This is a genomic window from Inquilinus limosus DSM 16000 (assembly GCF_000423185.1).
GTDB classification, from domain to species: Bacteria; Pseudomonadota; Alphaproteobacteria; order DSM-16000; family Inquilinaceae; genus Inquilinus; species Inquilinus limosus.
This window is the reverse complement of sequence record NZ_AUHM01000002.1, coordinates 164,256-181,958: the sequence shown is the minus strand read 5'-3', so window position 1 is coordinate 181,958 and position 17,703 is coordinate 164,256. Positions and strand designations below refer to the sequence as shown.

17 protein-coding genes are annotated in these 17,703 nt (G+C 71.3%); 8 read left to right on the top strand and 9 right to left on the bottom strand.

Features of this window, described 5'->3' with window-relative positions:
* Positions 1-189 precede the first annotated feature (189 nt).
* Genes fdxA through G537_RS0104755 form a run of 4 tightly spaced genes read right to left on the bottom strand, consistent with a single transcriptional unit; the run spans position 190 to position 3,833 of the window.
* The gene (gene fdxA / locus G537_RS0104770; RefSeq protein ID WP_026869125.1) at positions 190-531 is read right to left on the bottom strand and encodes a ferredoxin FdxA; all 342 of its coding nucleotides are present in this window, start codon (positions 529-531) and stop codon (positions 190-192) included.
* Positions 532-538: 7 nt separating this feature from the next.
* Positions 539-1,012 (bottom strand): tellurite resistance TerB family protein, encoded by a 474-nt coding sequence (locus G537_RS0104765; RefSeq protein WP_026869124.1) that lies wholly within the window; start codon positions 1,010-1,012, stop codon positions 539-541.
* A gap of 9 nt (positions 1,013-1,021) precedes the next feature.
* Positions 1,022-1,387: an RNA-binding S4 domain-containing protein gene (locus tag G537_RS0104760; protein WP_026869123.1), complete on the bottom strand. Its 366-nt coding sequence runs from the start codon at positions 1,385-1,387 to the stop codon at positions 1,022-1,024.
* Positions 1,380-3,833: a helicase-related protein gene (locus G537_RS0104755; RefSeq protein ID WP_245578922.1), complete on the bottom strand. Its 2,454-nt coding sequence runs from the start codon at positions 3,831-3,833 to the stop codon at positions 1,380-1,382. The genes G537_RS0104760 and G537_RS0104755 overlap by 8 nt, the downstream gene beginning before the upstream one ends.
* 161 nt (positions 3,834-3,994) lie before the next feature.
* Here G537_RS0104755 and G537_RS0104750 point away from each other — a divergent pair, with 161 nt between their 5' ends.
* The 5 genes from G537_RS0104750 to htpG all read left to right on the top strand — a co-directional run bounded on the left by G537_RS0104750 (position 3,995) and on the right by htpG (position 11,519).
* Positions 3,995-5,497 (top strand): hypothetical protein, encoded by a 1,503-nt coding sequence (locus G537_RS0104750; protein WP_026869121.1) that lies wholly within the window; start codon positions 3,995-3,997, stop codon positions 5,495-5,497.
* A gap of 32 nt (positions 5,498-5,529) precedes the next feature.
* Entirely contained in the window at positions 5,530-7,074 is a 1,545-nt protein-coding gene (locus G537_RS0104745; RefSeq protein ID WP_026869120.1) for a hypothetical protein, read from the top strand.
* 31 nt (positions 7,075-7,105) lie between these two features.
* Positions 7,106-7,441 (top strand): hypothetical protein, encoded by a 336-nt coding sequence (locus G537_RS0104740; protein WP_026869119.1) that lies wholly within the window; start codon positions 7,106-7,108, stop codon positions 7,439-7,441.
* A gap of 36 nt (positions 7,442-7,477) precedes the next feature.
* The gene (locus tag G537_RS0104735) at positions 7,478-9,529 is read left to right on the top strand and encodes a hypothetical protein (RefSeq protein ID WP_026869118.1); all 2,052 of its coding nucleotides are present in this window, start codon (positions 7,478-7,480) and stop codon (positions 9,527-9,529) included.
* A 106-nt stretch (positions 9,530-9,635) separates the two neighbouring features.
* On the top strand, positions 9,636-11,519 hold the full coding sequence (gene htpG, locus G537_RS0104730) for a molecular chaperone HtpG (protein ID WP_026869117.1): 1,884 nt from the start codon (positions 9,636-9,638) through the stop codon (positions 11,517-11,519).
* Here the strand turns inward: htpG and G537_RS0104725 are convergent, their stop codons facing one another.
* The 5 genes from G537_RS0104725 to G537_RS0104705 form a co-directional block, all read right to left on the bottom strand.
* Positions 11,520-12,668 (bottom strand): adenylate/guanylate cyclase domain-containing protein, encoded by a 1,149-nt coding sequence (locus G537_RS0104725; protein WP_026869116.1) that lies wholly within the window; start codon positions 12,666-12,668, stop codon positions 11,520-11,522.
* Between the two features lie 61 nt (positions 12,669-12,729).
* Positions 12,730-13,347 carry an MlaC/ttg2D family ABC transporter substrate-binding protein gene (locus G537_RS0104720; protein WP_026869115.1) on the bottom strand — a complete coding sequence of 206 codons (618 nt, stop codon included), beginning with the start codon at positions 13,345-13,347 and terminating at the stop codon, positions 12,730-12,732.
* 130 nt (positions 13,348-13,477) lie between these two features.
* Positions 13,478-13,921 (bottom strand): hypothetical protein, encoded by a 444-nt coding sequence (locus tag G537_RS0104715; RefSeq protein WP_026869114.1) that lies wholly within the window; start codon positions 13,919-13,921, stop codon positions 13,478-13,480.
* 7 nt (positions 13,922-13,928) lie between these two features.
* Positions 13,929-14,240, bottom strand: coding sequence for an ElaB/YgaM/YqjD family protein (locus tag G537_RS41900; protein WP_026869113.1), 312 nt, complete (start codon positions 14,238-14,240; stop codon positions 13,929-13,931).
* A gap of 190 nt (positions 14,241-14,430) precedes the next feature.
* Positions 14,431-14,679, bottom strand: coding sequence for a hypothetical protein (locus tag G537_RS0104705; RefSeq protein ID WP_026869112.1), 249 nt, complete (start codon positions 14,677-14,679; stop codon positions 14,431-14,433).
* A 291-nt stretch (positions 14,680-14,970) separates the two neighbouring features.
* Between G537_RS0104705 and G537_RS0104700 the strand changes: the two genes are divergently transcribed.
* The 3 genes from G537_RS0104700 (at position 14,971) to G537_RS0104690 (ending at position 17,675) form a co-directional block, all read left to right on the top strand.
* Complete coding sequence (locus tag G537_RS0104700; RefSeq protein WP_026869111.1) at positions 14,971-16,650, top strand: sensor histidine kinase; 1,680 nt, start codon at positions 14,971-14,973, stop codon at positions 16,648-16,650.
* Positions 16,647-17,153 carry a tetratricopeptide repeat protein gene (locus G537_RS0104695; RefSeq protein WP_026869110.1) on the top strand — a complete coding sequence of 169 codons (507 nt, stop codon included), beginning with the start codon at positions 16,647-16,649 and terminating at the stop codon, positions 17,151-17,153. Before G537_RS0104700 ends, G537_RS0104695 begins: the two co-directional genes overlap by 4 nt.
* 282 nt (positions 17,154-17,435) lie before the next feature.
* Positions 17,436-17,675, top strand: coding sequence for a hypothetical protein (locus G537_RS0104690; protein ID WP_026869109.1), 240 nt, complete (start codon positions 17,436-17,438; stop codon positions 17,673-17,675).
* Positions 17,676-17,703 lie beyond the last annotated feature (28 nt).

Here is a 17,703-nt window from a genome sequence, read left to right as displayed (position 1 = left end):
CGCCTTGGACCTCCGCACCGAAACGAAGACGCAGAAGTCGATTCCGGCCCTGTGGTGATGGGTCGGAATGTGGTCGTCAGCACCGGGAATGGACAAAGATTATAATACGTTGCGCTTCCGATATGAAGGCCGAGTCCGCCCCGGTATGACGCTTTTTTTGCAATGCAGGCCGGCGGACTCGGCGAATCGTTAATTGCCTTCGCCCGGATTCGGGCTGAAATGCTCGGCGAATTTGTTCCCCACGTCCTTCCAGGAGTCGGCGTCGGCCGGCGCGTCCTTCTTGCGGGTGATGTTCGGCCAGATCGCGGAGTATTCGCGGTTCAGCTCACCCCATTTCTCCGCGGCCTCGGCCTCGGTGTCCGGCTTGATCGCCTCGGCCGGGCACTCCGGCTCACACACGCCGCAGTCGATACACTCGTCCGGGTGGATGACCAGCATGTTCTCGCCCTCGTAGAAGCAGTCCACGGGGCACACTTCGACGCAATCCGTGTACTTGCACTTGATGCAAGCTTCACCCACCACATAGGCCATACTTGATTTACTCCGGGTCTCCTTCGGCGGCCGCCGCGGCGCCGTTGCGGGCAAGCACGCGGCGGCGGGCAGCGCCGCTATCCGCATCCGAGACGAATAGAAGCGCTGCGACTCGCCGCATCAGATTGGCTTCAAGGTCGTCGACCTTACCATCCGCGAGGATCACATCCCACAGCATTTCCACAATGCGGATGCGCGCCGGCTCGTCGCAATGCTCGCGGATGGTGTGGGTCAGGGCGTGCCAGGAGACGGCGCCGTCGCTGTCGCGCTCGGCCTCGGTCTCCAGCTGCGCCGCCTCGAAGGGGCCGAGCCGGAAGCGCCAGGTCAGCAGCGTCTGGATCCGCTCGCGCTCCGCCTCGTCCAGCGAATCGTCGATTCGGGCCGCCTCCATCAGCAGCGCGGCGACAGCACGGCGCAGCGTCGCATCGTCCGGAGCCGGCCGGGCGTCGCCGCGGGCCCAGTCGAGAATGTGGCTCAGCATCGGCTAGATCTAATCGCCGCCGCCCTTCGGCGGAAGGGACCGGCGGTCGCGGCCGGTCGGGCGGGGGCCGCCGGCCATGGGCAGCGCCGTCTCCGGCGTCGGCGGCTGCAGGTCGCGGTACAGCAGCTGCGCCTCGCTGGCCGGGCCGCGGCGCTCGGCCAGGGCCAGCACCTCGATGACGCGGATGTGCCGGCCCTGGACGAAGGTCAGCACCTGGCCGGGACGGATCGTCGCATGCGCCTTCTGGGTCGGGACGCCGTCGATGCGGACGCCGCCCGAGGAGCACAGCTTCGCCGCCAGGCTGCGGGTCTTGAAGAAGCGCGCCTGCCACAGCCACTTGTCCAGCCGCGGGCGGTCGGTGTCCCGCTCAGCCATCGCGGCGGAGGAGGGCAAGCTTGGCGAACGGGCTGTCGGCCGCCGCCGCTGCGCGCCGCGGCGCCTGGGGCCGTCTGGTCCTCACCGGAACATAGGTCACGCGTCCCTCGTCGTCCTGGGCCGGCCGATACCCGACCGCCTGCAGGATAGCCGGGATTTCGGCGACGGTGCAGCCGACGATCGGCGCCAGCGCAGGATCGGCGGTCAGCCCGCCGCGGCGGCGGCGCGATTCGGCGGCGTCGCGCAGCACGTCGATGCGGTCGAGCCGGATGCGCCGCGGGCCGCAGGGAACGAAGCCGGCCAGGTCCAGCGCCGCGGCGTCCTGGCCTTCCTCCGCCGGCACCGAGATCCGGGCCGGCGCGGGCAGGACGGCCGGCAGCTTGCGGCCGGCGGCGACGGCGCCCAGAAGCACGCGCAGCGCGGTCGGCCGCGGCTTCAGCATCGGCGCCAGATAGACATGGCTCGGCCCGAACCGCACGCCGAAGCCGGCCAGCTGCTTGCGGTCGGCCGCGGTCAGGGCGTGAATCAGCCCCTCCAGCGCGCGCCGCGGCTGGATCCCCAGACCCTCGACCAGCTGGAAGGCGATGCCGCGGGCGGCGCCGCTCAGCGCCGCGTCGCGCAGCCGCAGCAGCGGCTGCAGCTCCTGCGTGACATGGTCGGCCAGGAAGCGCGTCAGCCGTGCCGCCACCCGGTCGCGGCCAGCGCCGTCCAGCAGGTCGGTGTCGCGCACCTTGACCGCGGGCGCCAGCGGCGACGGGCCGGCGGCGATGCGGCCGATGCCGACGCCGCGCCAGGACACTACGCCGTCGGCGGCCAGGGCGAAATCGGCATCGGGCGCGGCCTCCAGCCGGGCGATTCGGGCCGCCACCTCGTCCTTCAGCGCCCGTCGCGCGGCGCTGCGGATGGCCCGCAGGTCGTCGTCCTCGATGGTGGCGTCGGGCAGGAAGGCGAAGCCCTCGATGCTGCCGACGTGCTCGCCCTCGACCAGCACCTCGCCCCGGGCGTTGACCGCGGCCAGGAGCTCGCCGCCCGCCTTCATCGTGCGGACCAGCAGAGCGGTGCGCCGGTCGACGAAGCGCTGGGTCAGGCGCTCGTGCAGCGCGTCCGACAGCCGGTCCTCGACCGCGCGGGTGCGCTCCTGCCAATGCGCCGAATCGGCGATCCAGGCACCGCGATGCGCGATGTAGGTCCAGGTCCGGATATGGGCGATGCGGGCGACCAGCGCGTCGATGTCGCCCTCGGTCCGCTCCAGCTTCTCCACCTGCTCGGCCACCCAGTCGGTGTCCAGCCGCTCCTCCGGGCTGGTCAGCTGACGGAAGATCTGCCCCTGCATCCGGATATGGGCGTCGGACAGCACCTTGCGGAAGTCCGGGATCTGGCAGACCTCCCACAACAGGCGCACCGCCGCCGGATTGCGGGCGCGGCCGGTCAGCTCCGCGTCACGCATGAGGAGACCGAGCGAGAGCTGGTCGTCGGCCTCGGCCATCCGTCGCAGCTCCGGCCGCTGCGGCCGCCGCTCCAGGCTGCGCAGCAGGCCGAGCGGGCTGCGGAAGTCGAGATCGGCGTTGCGCCACATCACCGATTGCAGCGGGTCGAAGCGGTGGTTCTCGACCCGGTCGACCAGCTCCTCGTCCAGGGTGCCGGCCTCGTCGGTGGTGCCGAAGGTGCCGTTGGCCATGTGCCGCCCGGCGCGGCCGGCGATCTGGGCGATCTCGGTGGCGCGCAGGCGGCGCGGGAAGCGGCCGTCGAACTTGGTCAGCCGGGCGAAGGCGACATGGTCGATGTCCATGTTCAGCCCCATGCCGATGGCGTCGGTCGCCACCAGGTAGTCGACCTCGCCCGACTGGTACAGCCCCACCTGGGCGTTGCGCGTGCGCGGGCTCAAGGCGCCCAGCACCACCGCGGTGCCGCCGCGCGTGCGGCGCATCAGCTCGGCGATCTCGTAGACGTCGTTGGCCGAGAACACGACGATGGCGCTGCGCGGCGGCAGCCGCGTCAGCTTGCGCATGCCGGTGTGGGTCAGCTCGGAGAAGCGCGGTCGGGTCACGAACTCCGCCTCCGGCACCAGCTTGCGGATCAGGGGCCGGATCGTCTCCGCCCCCATCACCATGGTCTCGGCGCCGCCGCGGGCGTGCAGCAGCCGGTCGGTGAAGACGTGGCCGCGCTCCGGGTCGGCGCAGAGCTGGATCTCGTCGATGCCGAGGAAGGAGACCGGTCGGTCGAGCGGCATGCTCTCGACCGTGCACAGGAACCAGCGGGCGCCGGGCGGCACGATCTTCTCCTCGCCCGTCACCAAAGCGACATGCGCCCGTCCCTTGATCGCCACGATCCGGTCGTAGTTCTCGCGGGCGAGCAGGCGGAGCGGGAAGCCGATCATGCCGCTCGCATGGCCGAGCATGCGTTCGATGGCGAGATGGGTCTTTCCGGTGTTGGTCGGGCCGAGCACGGCCGTGAGCCGCGGGCGATCACCTGCGAGGTCCATACCCGACAATTGAATGCTGCAGGGCGCTAATGCAAGACTGCCGCCCGCCGGCGGCGCGGGCGGCCGCTTTGGTCGCAGCCGGCAACTGCCAGGGCCTCCGCCCGGATAGACGGAGAATTATAGAGATGCGTTCGCTTTCCCTGTTTGCCGCCGGCGTCGCCGCCTGGGTCCTTTTGCCGGCCGCCGCTCAGGCGCAGGCGACGGCGGACGGTGCCGAGAAGATCCGGCTCGGCCTCAAGGACTGGATCGCCAGCCACCTGACCACGCCGGACAAGTCGGTCGTGGTCAACTTCCAGGGGCCGATCACGGTCGATCCGCAAGGTGATTCCTACAAGGCGGTGATCCCGAAGGCCGAGGTCGTGTTCGCTTTCGAGGGCGACCCCGCCAGCCTCGCCCTCGATCCGATCGAGCTGACGCTGACGCCGCTGGCCAATGGCTGGCTGGACACGGTCGCGACCATCCCCTCCGCCTACCGTCTCGTCCCGGCCAAGGGCGACGACAAGGGGCTGGAGGTGGCGATCGGGACGCAGTCGCTGCGCGGCGTCTTCGCCCCGCAGTACCACGCCTTCATGTCGCTGGACGGCAAGCTGGGCCAGGTCACCGCCCGGTCGCTGAACCCGGACGAGGCGAAGGGCGCGTTCCGGATCGGCGAGGTCGCGCTGGTCGGCGACAGCCACGAGGTCGGCCGCGACACCTATGACAGCACCGGCACGGTGACGCTCTCCGACATCGCCTTCACCGACGACACCGGGGCGCAGCTCCTCCACTTCGACGGCGCCACGGTGGAAGGCAAGGCGACGGCGGCGAACATGGCGGCGCTGCGCGCCTTCAGCGACGCGCTGACGGAGCTGCAGAAGCGCTACCCGCCCCAGCCCGACGGGCAGATGCCGAAGGAATTCCTGGCCGAGCTCGGCCGCATCTTCGGCGCCACCCCGAAGCTGTTCGACGATTTCGGCTTCACCTACGGGCTGAAGGGGCTCGAGGTCACGCCGGGCGACGGCGAGGTCAACAAGGTGACGGTCGCCTCCGCCGGCTTCGGCGCCGGCATCGCCGGCCTGGCCCAGGACGCCTCGACCTTCCGCATCACCTTCGACCTGGCCCAGCTCGGCATCGACCCGCTGCCGCAGTTCGGGCAGTTCATCCCGCAGAGCGCGACCGTCGACCTGGCGCTGACCAACCTGCCGAACCAGGCGCTGCTGCAGGCGCTGACCGGGATGCTCGACAGCTCGGCCACGCTCGGCCCCGACCAGGCGGCGGAGATCGCCGGCGCGCAGCTGCAGCAGGCGGTGCTGAACAGCAACGGGGCGGTCGAGATCCGCTCCTTCAAGGCCGCGTCGCCGCTGACCAGCTTCGACCTGACCGGCACGCTGCGGCCGAACGCGAAGGCGCCGCTGATGATGACCGGCGACGCCCGGCTGGTGGTCACCGGCCTCGAGCAGGCGCTGGAGGCCGCCAAGACCATGCCGGACGGGCAGGAGATGGTGCAGGGGCTGACCGTGCTGCAGACCATGGGCGCGCAGGAGGAGGTCGACGGCAAGCCGGTCCGCACCTACAAGCTCGAGATCAAGGGCACGGGCGAGATCCTGCTGAACGGGACCGACCTCAAGCCGCTGCTCGGCATGCGCTGACGGACCGGCGAACTCGCATTGGGGAGGCAAGCATGACACGGTCGATCTGCATCCTTCTGGGCTCGGCCCCGCTCTGGCTCGCCGGCGGCGCCCTGGCCCAGTCGACCGCGGACGGCGCGGCGGCGCTGCGCGACGGGCTGAACGAGATGCTGAAGCCGATCCTGGGCATCCAGGTTCAGCAGCAGCCGCTGTTCACCGGACCCGTCACGGTCGAGCCGTCCGGCGCCGGCTACACGGTGGAGTTCCCCGGCATCGACCTGCGGCTGAAGGGCTCGCAGGAGAAGGGGCCGAAATCGGTGGCGCTGCGCTGCGACGCGCAGACCTACAACGCCGTTTCGACCGGCGCCGCGACCTGGCGGCTGGAGAGCAGCCAGCCGATGAACTGCGTCGCCGAGCCGGAGGGCGAGCCCAGGGTCACCCTGACCAGCCGGGCCCTGCAGGCGCATTTCGTGGTCGATCTCGACCAGAAGCTGTTCACCGAAAGCGAGATGCGGGTCGAAGGCGTCGCCATCGGGCAGGAGGGTGAGGCCGGCAAGGTGACGATCGACCGGGTCTCCGGGTCCAGCCGGATCGATCCGGCCGCCGACCCGTCCCGCCACGACGTCGCCTTCAAGATGGAGGCCAGCGGCCTCGGCGCCTTCGACGAGACCGGGGTCGAGCGCTTCACGCTGGGTCACGCCGCCTATGACGCCACCATGAAGGGCATGGATGTGCGGCAGGTCATGGCCACCACCGGCGAGGTGCTCGACGTCTATGCCGAGATGATCGAATCGATGGCCGAGACCGGCGGGGCGCCGGGCGGCCCGAAGCCGGCCGACGCCATGCCGCCCGAGATGATGCAGAAGCTGATGGACCCCATGAAGCGCATGATGGAGTCCTACGGCCCCGCCGGCGAGTTCGCCGGCACCTTCACCGATCTGCGGGTGAAGGCGCCGGACGTGCAGGTGACGATCGACCGGGTGCGCTTCTCGGAGGGCTACGACGGCGCGCCCGGCCCGAAGGGCACCGGTGCGCTGGAGATGGAGATGGCCGGGCTGGCCCTGGCGCCGAAGCCGCCCTTTGTCGAGTGGATCCCAACCGACACCACCATCCGGCTGAACGCCAGCGGCATCCCCTGGGCGGAGGTCGGGACGGCCTACATGGCGATGATGGAGGCCTCGACCGAGCAGATGGAGAAGCCGGCCGAGGCGGAGCAGCGCATGGCCCAGTCGATGATGGAGCTGGCCGGCATCCTGCGCCGCGCCGGCAGCCGGCTCGACGTTACCGCCTTCCGCATCACCGCGCCCGAGGCGGCGATCGATCTCGGCGGCTCGGTGCAGGGCGCCGACGCGGCGGCGCACGGCGTGACCGCCGATCTCGACCTCCGCATCACCAATCTCGACGGGCTGATCAAGTTCGTGCAGGGTCTGCCGGACGGCGACCAGGCCGCGGCCGGCCTGACCATGGCGCAGGTGATGGGGCGCCAGGCCACGACCGATGACGGCCGCCCGGCGCGCGACTACGACATCGTCGTCGACGACGCCGGCAAGATCCTGGTCAACGGCACCGACCTGGCCGCGATCGCGCCGAAGCAGTAGCCGCGAGACGTCACCGTTCCCTGAGACGAGGATGGAGGCGATGAAGGTGAGAGCCCTGGTTTTGCCGAGCATCGCGGCCCTTCTCGTCATGCCGCAGTCTTCCGGTGCCGAGGAGCTGAAGGCGGGGCCGCTCTTTGCGATGTGCTCCACCCGGAACGCCGCGAACTCCAGCCTTGGCTGCGCGGCTTTCACCGAGGGCTTCGTTCAGGGGTTGGCTGGTTCAGGCGCCATTTGCCCGCCGCCGGAAGCATATAAGGACGTTATCGCCGATCTCCTGACCCTGCCGCGTCAGGAAATCGGCGACAAGAGTGTCGCTCAGGTGCTGGTTCCGCGGCTGAAGGCGAAGTATCCCTGCTCACCTGCGTGAGCGCCTGTGCAGTGGCGGCTTCAACACGAGAATTCCATGCGCTGTCTCGCTTCGGCCCTGCTCGGTGCCGCATCCGTTCTGGCCGCCGGCCCGCTGTTCGCCCAGGCCACTCCGGAAGGCGCCGCGGCCCTGCAGAAAGGGCTGACCGCGATCCTGACCCCGACCCTGGCGACGGCCGGGCTGGGGGAGCCGATCTTCGAGGGCGGTTGGACGGTCGAGCCGGCCGGGGCGGACTACCGCATCACCGGCCCGGCCCTGTCGCTGGTGCTGCGCGACGATGTCGACGGCCGCAAGCGCGTGGTCCGGATCCGCTGCGACGGCGACCGCTACACCGCCGTGGCGGGGGAGGGGACGGCCTATCGGCTGCGTGGAGACACGCCCCCCCGCTGCGAGATCCGGCCGAGCGGCGGCGAGCCGCCGGTGACGGTCACCAGCCGCGCCCGCAGCGCCGAACTGACCCTGGACCTCGCCGCGTCGCTGCTGACCGCCTCCACCGACCGGTCCGACGGCGTGACGGTGACGAAGGGCGGCGAGACCCTCCTCGCCATCGACCGGTTGCGGCTGACCAGCGCCACCACGCCGCGTCCCGGCTCGCCGCGCCAGGACATCGACATGCAGGTCGAGGTGGAAGGCATTTCGGCCGGCGATCCGGCGGCGGGCGACGACGTCACCCTCGGCCGTCTGCGCTATGGCGGGCGGCTGGAGGATGTCGACGTCGCGGCGCTGCGCGACCGAGTGTGGCGGCTGATCGCCTTCGCTCTCGACGCGGCCCGGCGCGATCCGAAGGCGCCGTCCCCGCCGAACGGCGACCGTAAGCTGGACACGCTGATGCGCCAGGCTCTGGCGCTGGCGGGAGAGACATCGCGGAGCGAGCTGGTCCTGACCGATCTGCGCGGCGGCGGGGGCGACACCACGGCCGGCTTCGATTCGCTGACCGTCGCCGGCGGCTATCGCGGGTTCGACCGCGCCGCCCCCGGCCGCGGCCTCGGCGGCGACGTGACCTTGGATCTCCGGGGCCTCGAGGTCGCGGATGTGTCGGGCGGAACGGTCGAGGAGCCGGGAGCCCTCACGATCGACCGGGTGCGGCTGTCGGGCACGCTCGACCCCGTTGCCGGCGCGCCGACCGCCGGGGCGGCCCTCGCCCTCGATTTCGACGGGGTGTCCTTCGCCCTGACCGAGAACGGCGGCGAAACGCCGACGGAAACGCATTTCGATCTGGCCAAGGCCCGGTACCGCGTGTCGGCCGACGGCATCGACGTCGCCGGCCTGATCGACGTGATCGGCGGCTTCGAGGCGATGCTGGCGAAGCATGGGGACCAAGACCCGCCGCAGGAGGAGCTGTCCCCCTGGCTCGGCCGTCTCCGGACGACGATCGCCGCGCTGTCCCGCTACGAGACCGAGATCAGCCTGAGCGACCTCCGCATGCGGTCGCCGGAGGCGAATCTCACGCTCGCCGGCATCTCCTACGGCGAGACCTATTCGGGGCTGGACGGCGACGAGGCCGGCTACGGGCTGCGTCTGGCGTTGGACGACCTGGCGCTCGACCCGTCGCTGCCCTTCGCCGGCTGGGTGCCGCGGCAGGCCAGGATCGACATCGCGCTGAAGGACGTCCCCAGCCGCTCGATCCAGGCGCTGTTCTGGGACGGCATCGAGCGGGCCATCCAGGCCGACGCGCTGCAGGGGGACGATCCGCTGCAGTCTGGCGGCGATCTCGTCTTCGCCGAAACGTTGCAGCAGATCTCCGCCCGGCTGCTCTCCTCCGGCGTCAGCCTGTCGATCGGCAGCTTCCGCATCTCCGCCCCGAAGGGGGCGATCGATCTGGGCGGCGGCGGCGCGGTGGACGCGAAGGCGGCCTTCGGCGTCACGGCGCAGGCGAAGCTCCAGGTCGCCGGGCTGGACGAGTTCGTCAAGTTTCTGCAGTCCCAGGCCGAAGCGGAGGCGGCCGCCGGTTTCACCGTCTTCCAGATGCTGGGGCGCGAGGCGAAGACCGCGGAGGGGCAGGCGGCGCGCGACTACGACCTCGTGGTCGACCCGCAAGGCCGGATGCTGATCAACGGCACGGATCTCACCACCCTGATGCCGAAGTAGCGCGGGCCGCGGGCGCAGGAGAGGGCTGCCCGGGGCGGGGGTTGCGGGTTGCGGTCGATTTGCCCATATCCGGCGGCAGCCACGAAGAAGCACCCCGGACCCCGAGATGGACCAGCAGAAGACCGACGAAACCCTGACCTTCCAGGCCGAAGTCAGCCGCCTTCTCGATATCGTCGCGCATTCCCTCTACAGCCATAAGGAGGTGTTCCTCCGCGAGCTGATCTCGAATGCGTCGGACGCCTGCGACCGGCTGCGCTATGCCGCGATCACGGCGCCGGAGCTCACGGCCGGCGATGCCGAGTACCGCATCGCCCTGTCCGCCGATCCCCAGGCCCGCACCCTCACGGTCGCCGACAACGGCATCGGCATGGGGCGGGAGGAACTGGTCGGCAATCTCGGCACCATCGCCCGCTCCGGCACCCGCGCCTTCCTCGACACGTTGTCGGGCGACGCCAAGAAGGATGTCGGGCTGATCGGCCAGTTCGGCGTCGGCTTCTACTCGGCCTTCATGGTCGCGCGCGAGGTCGAGGTGTTCTCGCGCAAGGCGGGGGAGGAGCAGGGCTGGCGCTGGGTCTCCGACGGCAAGGGCGCCTTCACCGTCGGCCAGGCCGAGGACGTGGCCCGCGGCACCCGGATCGTGCTGCACCTGTCGGAGGGCGAGGACGAGTTCCTGTCGCCGCTGCGCCTGCGCCAGATCGTCAAGGCGCATTCCGACCACATCGCCATCCCGATCGTGCTCCTGGGCGAGGACGGCAAGGCCGAGACGCTGAACCGCGCCTCGGCGCTGTGGACCCGGCCCAAGGCCGAGATCACGGCGGAGGAGTACAAGGAGTTCTACCGCCACGTCGCCCATGCCTTCGACGAGCCGTGGCTGACCGTGCATTGGAAGGCGGAAGGGGCGATCGAGTACAGCTCGCTGCTGTTCGTGCCGTCGAGCCAGCCCTTCGACCTGTGGGAGCCGGAGCGCAAGCACCGGGTCAAGCTCTATGTCCGCCGGGTGTTCGTCACCGAGGCGGCGGAAGGCCTGATCCCGCCCTATCTGCGCTTCCTGCGCGGCGTGATCGACAGCGAGGACCTGCCGCTCAACGTCAGCCGCGAGATGCTGCAGTCGAACCCGATGGTCGGCAAGATCCGGCAGGGCGTGACCAAGAAGGTGCTGGCCGAGCTCGGCCGCAAGGCCAAGGACGACGCGGAGGCCTACGGCAAGTTCTGGACCGCCTTCGGCGCGGTGCTGAAGGAGGGCGTGTACGAGGACCGCGAGCAGCGCGACGCCCTGCTGCCGCTGCTGCGCTTCCGCTCCACCCGAAGCGAGAAGACGGGGGGCGAAGGCCTGGTCAGCCTCGAGGAGTATGTCGGCCGGATGCGGCCGGGCCAGGACGCGATCTGGTACATCACCGGCGACGACGCGGCGGCGCTGGCCCGCTCGCCCCAGCTCGAGGGTTTCCGCGCCCGCGACGTCGAGGTGCTGCTGCTGACCGACCCGGTCGACGAGTTCGCCGTGCCCTCGCTCGGCGAGTTCCAGGGCAAGCCGTTCAAGTCGGTCACCCGCGGCGGCGCCGACCTGTCGAAGATCGAGGCCCCGGCCGAGGCGCCGAGGCCGGAGGAGAAGGCCGAGGGGCTGGACGAGCTGGTGGCGGCGCTGAAGCTGGCCCTGGCCGACCAGGTCAAGGATGTCCGCGCCTCGCAGCGCCTGACCGACAGCGCCGTCTGCCTCGTCGCCGACGAGGGCGACACCGACCTGCATCTGGAGCGGCTGCTGAAGCAGCACCGGCGGGTCGACGCCGGCTCGAAGCGGATCCTCGAGATCAACCCCGGCCATCCGCTGATCCGCCGGCTGGCGGAGCGCGCCGCGGCCAAGGATGCGGGGCTGGAGGACTGCGCCTTCCTGCTGCTGGACCAGGCCCGGATCGTCGAGGGCGAGCCGCTGCCCGACCCGGCCGCCTTCTCCCGCCGCCTGTCCGAGGCGCTGGTGCGCGGCCTCGCCGCCTGATCAGGCCCGGATCGCGAAGATCGGCTGCGGTGCCGCCAGGCCGCGGATCGGGTGCGACCCGAGTGGCTCGGCGGCCCCGCCCCAGGCCTCCCGGAACGGCTCGGAGCACACCGTGGGCCGGTCGAGCTGCTTGGCCAGGCCTTCCAGCCGGCTGGTCAGGTTGACCGCCGGGCCCAGCACGGTGAAGTCCAGCCGGTCCGGGCTGCCGATGTTGCCGTACAGCACCGGGCCGAGATGCAGCGCCGCGGCGAAGGGCAGGGGCTCGGGCCCGGCGGCCAGTCCCTGGCGGATCGCCCGCACCGCGCCGACCGCGGCCTCGCAGGCGGCCGGCGCCCCGCCGGCCTGCTCGACCGGGAAGATCGCCAGCACGCCGTCGCCGAGGAATTTCAGCACGTCGCCGCCGCGGTCGACGATCGCCTGGGCGACGGTCTCGAAATAGCGGTCCAGCACCGCCAGCACCGCGGCCGAGGTCAGGCGCTCGGACAGGGCGGTGAAGCCGCGCATGTCGACGAACAGGATCGCCGCATCGACGGCGACGACGTCGCCGCGGCGGATCGCCCCCTCCGCCACCCGGTCGGCCGGGCCGACGCCGAGATAGGTGCGCAGCAGGCTGGCGGCGGAGCGGCGCATGGCGTTCGGCTCCATCGCCGCCGCCAGGGGGTGACGCAGCCCTTCGATCAGCGCCACCTCGTCCGCGGCGAAACCGTCGGGCCGGTCGGTGACGAAGCTGGCCACCTGCACCGTCCCGTTGCCGTAGACGATCGGCACGGCGACATAGTCGGTGCCGCCGCCGGCGGCGATCTCGTGGAACACGCGGTGGTCGTCCGGGCCCAGCCCGGCCAGGCGGCGGCGCAGCGGCTGGCGGCTGCGGATCACCGCCTCGAACGGGCTGCCGACGAAGGTGCTGGTCGCCAGCACCTTGCGGTCGATGGTGTACTCCTCGCCGCCCCTGGCCGCGGTCCACACCACGCCCCAGGCGCTCAGCAGCGGATGGGTGATGCTCTGGCCGATCCGCACGCGCTGCAGCGGCAGGCCGGCGGCGATCAGGCGGCGGCAGAAGGCGTCGACCAGCGCGACCGGATCGGTCAGCAGCCGGCCTTCTGCGACCAGCCAGTCCGCGACCTCTCTGCCGCCGTCCGATACCGCCATCGCATCCTCGTCGGGCCCGGCACCCGTCCACGGTGCCGGGCCCTGTCAGGGTTCCGGCGGATCAGCCGCCGGCCCGCTGGCGCATCGCGCGCAGCAGGCCGTCGATGCTGCCGCCGTTCTGTGCGATCACCGAGGCGAACTCGTCGCGCTGGGTCACGCTCATGCTGACCCGGGCGACGATGACGTCGACCACCTTGTAGCCGCCGCCCGCCTGGCGCACCCGCCAGTCGACCTGGATCGGCGGCCCGTCCTTCTGCCGGATCTCGGTCGCGACCAGCGTGTCGTTGCCGCTGCCCACCGCCCGGGTGCCCTTCACCACCAGGGTCTCGCCCTGGTAGTTCTGGAACCGGCGCGAATAGGTCTCGACGATCATCCGCTCGAACAGGTCCATATATTCCTGGCGCTGTTCCGGCGTGGCGCTGTTCCAGTAGCGGCCCAGCACGAAGCGGCCGATCGTCGGCAGATCGAAGCCCTGGTTCAGGATCTGGGTGAATTCGGCCTTGCCTTGCGCCGTCGAGGCGCCACCGGCCTGGAGGATGCCGATCGCGCGCTTGGCCATGCCGTCGATGAAGGCCGCGGCTCCGTCGGCCTGGGCCGCGGCCGGTCGCGGCAGCCCCGCCAGCAGCAGCGAGGCGGCCGCCGTGGCGCCCGCGGTCAGCACCGTCCGTCTGTCGATCATGTCTGGACCTTGCGTTGTTCTGGATACCGGACCCGCCGTCCTCCCCGCCCTGGGCCGGGGCCCCCAAAGGAGGCGGAGGCGGGATTATAGACGAAACGCAGCGGCGGTCATGGGGCAAGCTGCCCCGGGGTCAGTCTCTCCGTCGGCCACCGCCCAGCAGGGGCAGGGCGCCGACCGCGATGCCGATCACCAGGGCCGCGAGGGCCGCCTTGGGCGCGGCCTTGGCGGCGGAGAGGCCGAGTCCGGCGGCGAGGCCCTCCAGCCCGACCCCGGCGGCCGTGGGGGCGGGCCGTCGGCGGCGCCGGCGGCCGGCCAGGACGCCGATCAGGGCGGCGACGGCGGCGAGGCCCAGCGCGATCAGCCCGATCACCAGCGCGGCGCCGGCGGGGCCCAGCCCGGGCAGCAGCAGGTAGAAGCCGGACCAGGCCAGCATCGCCAGGGCGATCACCGCCAGCACCAGGGCGACCAGGAACAGTGCCGCCGCGATGCAGGCCCGGCGCAGCGCCTGGCCGAGGCGGAGGCGCTGGCGGGCCGCGAGAGCCCCCAGCAGGGCAACGCCGAGATCCGTCTTCACGCCGGCCTCAGCGGTCCAGCAGCTTGCCGATGACGAGACCGACGCCGAAGGCGACGAGGACGCTGGTGATGGGATTCTGCTCGATCCGCTGCTCCAGCGCGGCGATGCCCTCCTCGCCCTGGGCCCGCGCCGTGTCGGCGAGACGCTGCGCCCGCTCCTTGGCGGCATGCGCGGCCTGGTTCAGCCGGGCGCCGCCGGCCTTGGCCTCGGCGGCCGCGGCATCGCCCAGCGTGCGGGTCAGCGCGGCGATATCCTCGCGGATCTTGCCGAGGTCGGCGCGCAGGGTGTCGAGCTCCTGATCCAGGTTCCGCGTGGCCATGTCTCTCCTCGCCTAGATGGGTCGAATCGCGCGGATGGGCGCGCCACAAAGCAGAACGGGGACAGAGGTGACTCTGTCCCCGACCGATATAGCATCAAACGAGACGACGGAAACTCCGGCGCCTCTTTTATGCGGGCCGATACCGGCGAATGGGCCCGGTACCGGCCCGAAGGCTCCGGCAGCCCGGAAATCAGCAGCGGCCGCCGAGGTTGATGTCACGGCAGCTCGTCGCCGCGCCGCCGACCGCGCCGACGGCGCCACCGATCAGCGCGCCCGTGGCGGCGTTGCCGCCGGTGAGGGCCGAGATACCGGCGCCGGCGCCGGCACCGAGCAAGCCGCCCGACAGGGCCCGGCCGCCCGTGTCGCGACCGCACGCCGCGAGCGCCAACGTGGCCGCGAGCACGATCATGGTGGGTTTCAACATCGTCTTCGTCTCCATGCTCAAGCACCGGTTGCAGCCGGGCACTTCACAGTTGAAAAAACGGGCCGTCTGACAGTTTGTTCCCAGAGCCGGCGGTGACCAATCTGCGGCCCGGTGATGGCTTTTCCAAGGCCGCTGTCGTAGAACGCGCCGGCGGCCCCGCTTCGCCGTCGCGGCAAGGGCGGCGCGGCGGGGTTGCGGGTTGGAATCGCGCGGAGGCCGCGTCAGGATGGGGGCGATGACGTCGGGGCAGGATATGAGCTCGAGGTTTCCAGCCTGCGCCGCCTCCCGCCGCCGGTTGCCGCCGCGATGAACCTGCTCTCGCGCCTGTTCCTGCTGGTCGCCCTGGCCGTCGCGCCGGGCATCGCGCTGCAGGGCTACAACGAATACGCGCTGCGGATCGCCCGCACCAACGAGATCCAGGACGATGCGATCCGCCTGGCCAATGTCGCCGCCGGGGCGCAGTTCCGCATCGTCGACGGGATCCGCCAGCTGCTCGCCGCCATGGCCCGGGTGCCGGCGATCCGCCAGGGGCAGGGCGGCCGCTGCACCGAGGTGGTGGACGATCTGCGGTCGGAGGTGCCGAGCCTGAACGCCATCGCCGTGGTCGACGCCGACGGCAACCTGCTGTGCGGCGCCAACCACACCGCCGCGATCTCGACCTCGGTCGGCCATCAGGGCTTCTTCCAGCGCGCGCGGGAGATCCGCGGCTTCGCCGTCGGCGGCTTCGCCACCACCGATGCGGTCGGTGAGAAGGTGCTGCACGTCGCCTATCCGATCTTCGACGGCGACACGTTCCAGGGCGCGGTGGTGGCAGCGCTCAGCGTCGACGCCATGGCCGCGGCGATCAACATAGACACCGAATCCCGGAACGCGGTGATCATGATCACCGACCGCGCCGGGGTGGTGATGTCGCGCCTGCCGGGGCCGGACACGCCCTGGGTCGGCAAGCAGCTGCCGAACAAGTTCCTCGACCTCCTGGCCTCGCCGCAGGCGGGCTCGATCACCAGCGGCGCGATCGACGACACGATGCGGATCTACGGCTATGTGCCGATGCGGTCGGAGGAGCTGGACCTGTTCGTCCTGGTCGGCATCGACCGGGCGGCGGCCTTCGCCACCATCGACGCGGCCACCCAGCGCGGCATCGCCCTGATCGTCGCCGGCCTCCTGGTCTCGCTCGCCGCCGCCGGCATCGGCGGCCGGCTGTTCCTGCTGCGGCCGATCGACCGGCTGGTGGCCGCCACCCGCGACTGGCAGCGCGGCCGCCTCGACGCCCGCGTCCGGCTGCGCCACGGTAGCGATGAATTCGGCCGCCTCGCCACCGCCTTCGACGCCATGGCCGACCGGATCGAGGAGAACCTGAAGCAGAAGGACCTGCTGCTGCGCGAGATCAACCACCGGGTGATGAACAGCTTCCAGCTCCTGTCCAGCCTGTTCGGGCTGCAGGCGCGGCGGGCGCAGAGCCCGGAGGCGAAGCATGCCCTGGCCGAGGCGAACGACCGGATCCAGGCCCTGGCCATCGTCCACCGCCGGCTCTACGCCAATGTCGACGTAGACCGGGTCGAGGTGAAGGAGTACCTGACCGGGCTGTGCGACGACCTGTCCCGGGCGCTTCTGTCCGAGGATGGCGGCAAGTCGATCGTGGTCGAGGCGGCGCCGGGCGAGCTGCCGCCGTCGCGGATCGTGCCGCTCGGGCTGATCGTCAACGAGCTGGTCACCAATGCCGTGAAATACGCCTTCCCGGGCCGCCGGGAAGGGCGGGTGGAGATCCGTTTCCGGCCGCGGGACGGCGGCGGCTGGCGTCTCGAGGTGGTCGATGACGGCGTCGGCCTGCCGGAGGGCAGGCTGCCGTCGAACGGCGGTCTCGGCATGATGGTGCTGCAGGCTCAGGTGCGCCAGCTCGATGCCGCGATCGACATCGACAGCGGGCCCGCCGGCACCCGCTTCACCATCGACATCCCGGCCCAGCGCGAGCCGGAGGGGGCATGACCGGTAAAGCGGAATGGGACCGGCGGATGGCGGATCTCTGGGCCGCCTTCGACTCGCTCGATCCGGCCGACTTCCTCGCGCGGGTCGAGGCTCTGGCGGCGGAACGCCCGCCGGACGACGCGGCCGCGCTGTTCGAACGCGCCTCGGCCCATGATTCGACCGGCCACGAGGCGCAGGCGGCCGGGCTGTATCGCCTGGCTCTGGCCGCCGGCCTCACCGGCCTGCGGCGCCGCCGCGCGGTGATCCAGCTCGCCAGCACCCTGCGCAATCTGGGGCAGGCGGAGGAGAGCGTGGCGCTGCTGATCGCCGAGCGGGACGCCGGCTCCGACGAGCTCGACGACGCGGTCGCCGCCTTCCTGGCCCTGGCGCTGGCCGACACCGGGCGGGAGCGGGAGGCGGCGGCGCTTGCGCTCGCCGCCCTGGCCCGCCACCTGCCGCGCTACAACCGCTCGCTGGCGAACTACGCCCGGGCCCTGGCCGAGCGGCCCGGCGGCGAGGGGTGACAGGCTCGCCGGCCCGGGGCAATCGTGCCGGCCGGCGGCGAAGATCATTGACGGCGCCGTCGCCGTCCCCGATCCTGCCGGCATGAACGCTGTCCTCAACATATCGCTGCGCATGCGACGCCGGCATCAGCCGGCGGCGGGCGTGCTGCGCGTTGGGGAAGGAGTGGCTCAGAGGGCCTAGGCCCGGGATCGTCCAGACTCCCTCGCGTTCACCCGAACCCGCCGCGGATTCCCCGGCGGGTTTTTTGTTGCCGTCCCACCGCTCACGAAAGGACCAGGGTCATGACCCCGCCCGCTCCGGACAGGGTGCCGTATCTCCGGTTGGTGCCGCCGGTCGAGCCGCGCGCAGCGGTGCCGCGACTCGGCCTGTGGCTGCGCCTCTCGATCCTGGTCGAGGCGCTGCGCCGGCGACGCGCCCGCACGATGTCCGTGGAGCGGTTGAACGACTACCAGCGTCGCGACGTGGGGCTGGAGACGTACCGCCCAGCCCGGGACCCGCGAGACCTGATCCTGCGGATGTGAATCGTAGGCTGGGTTCGCCTTGGCGAAC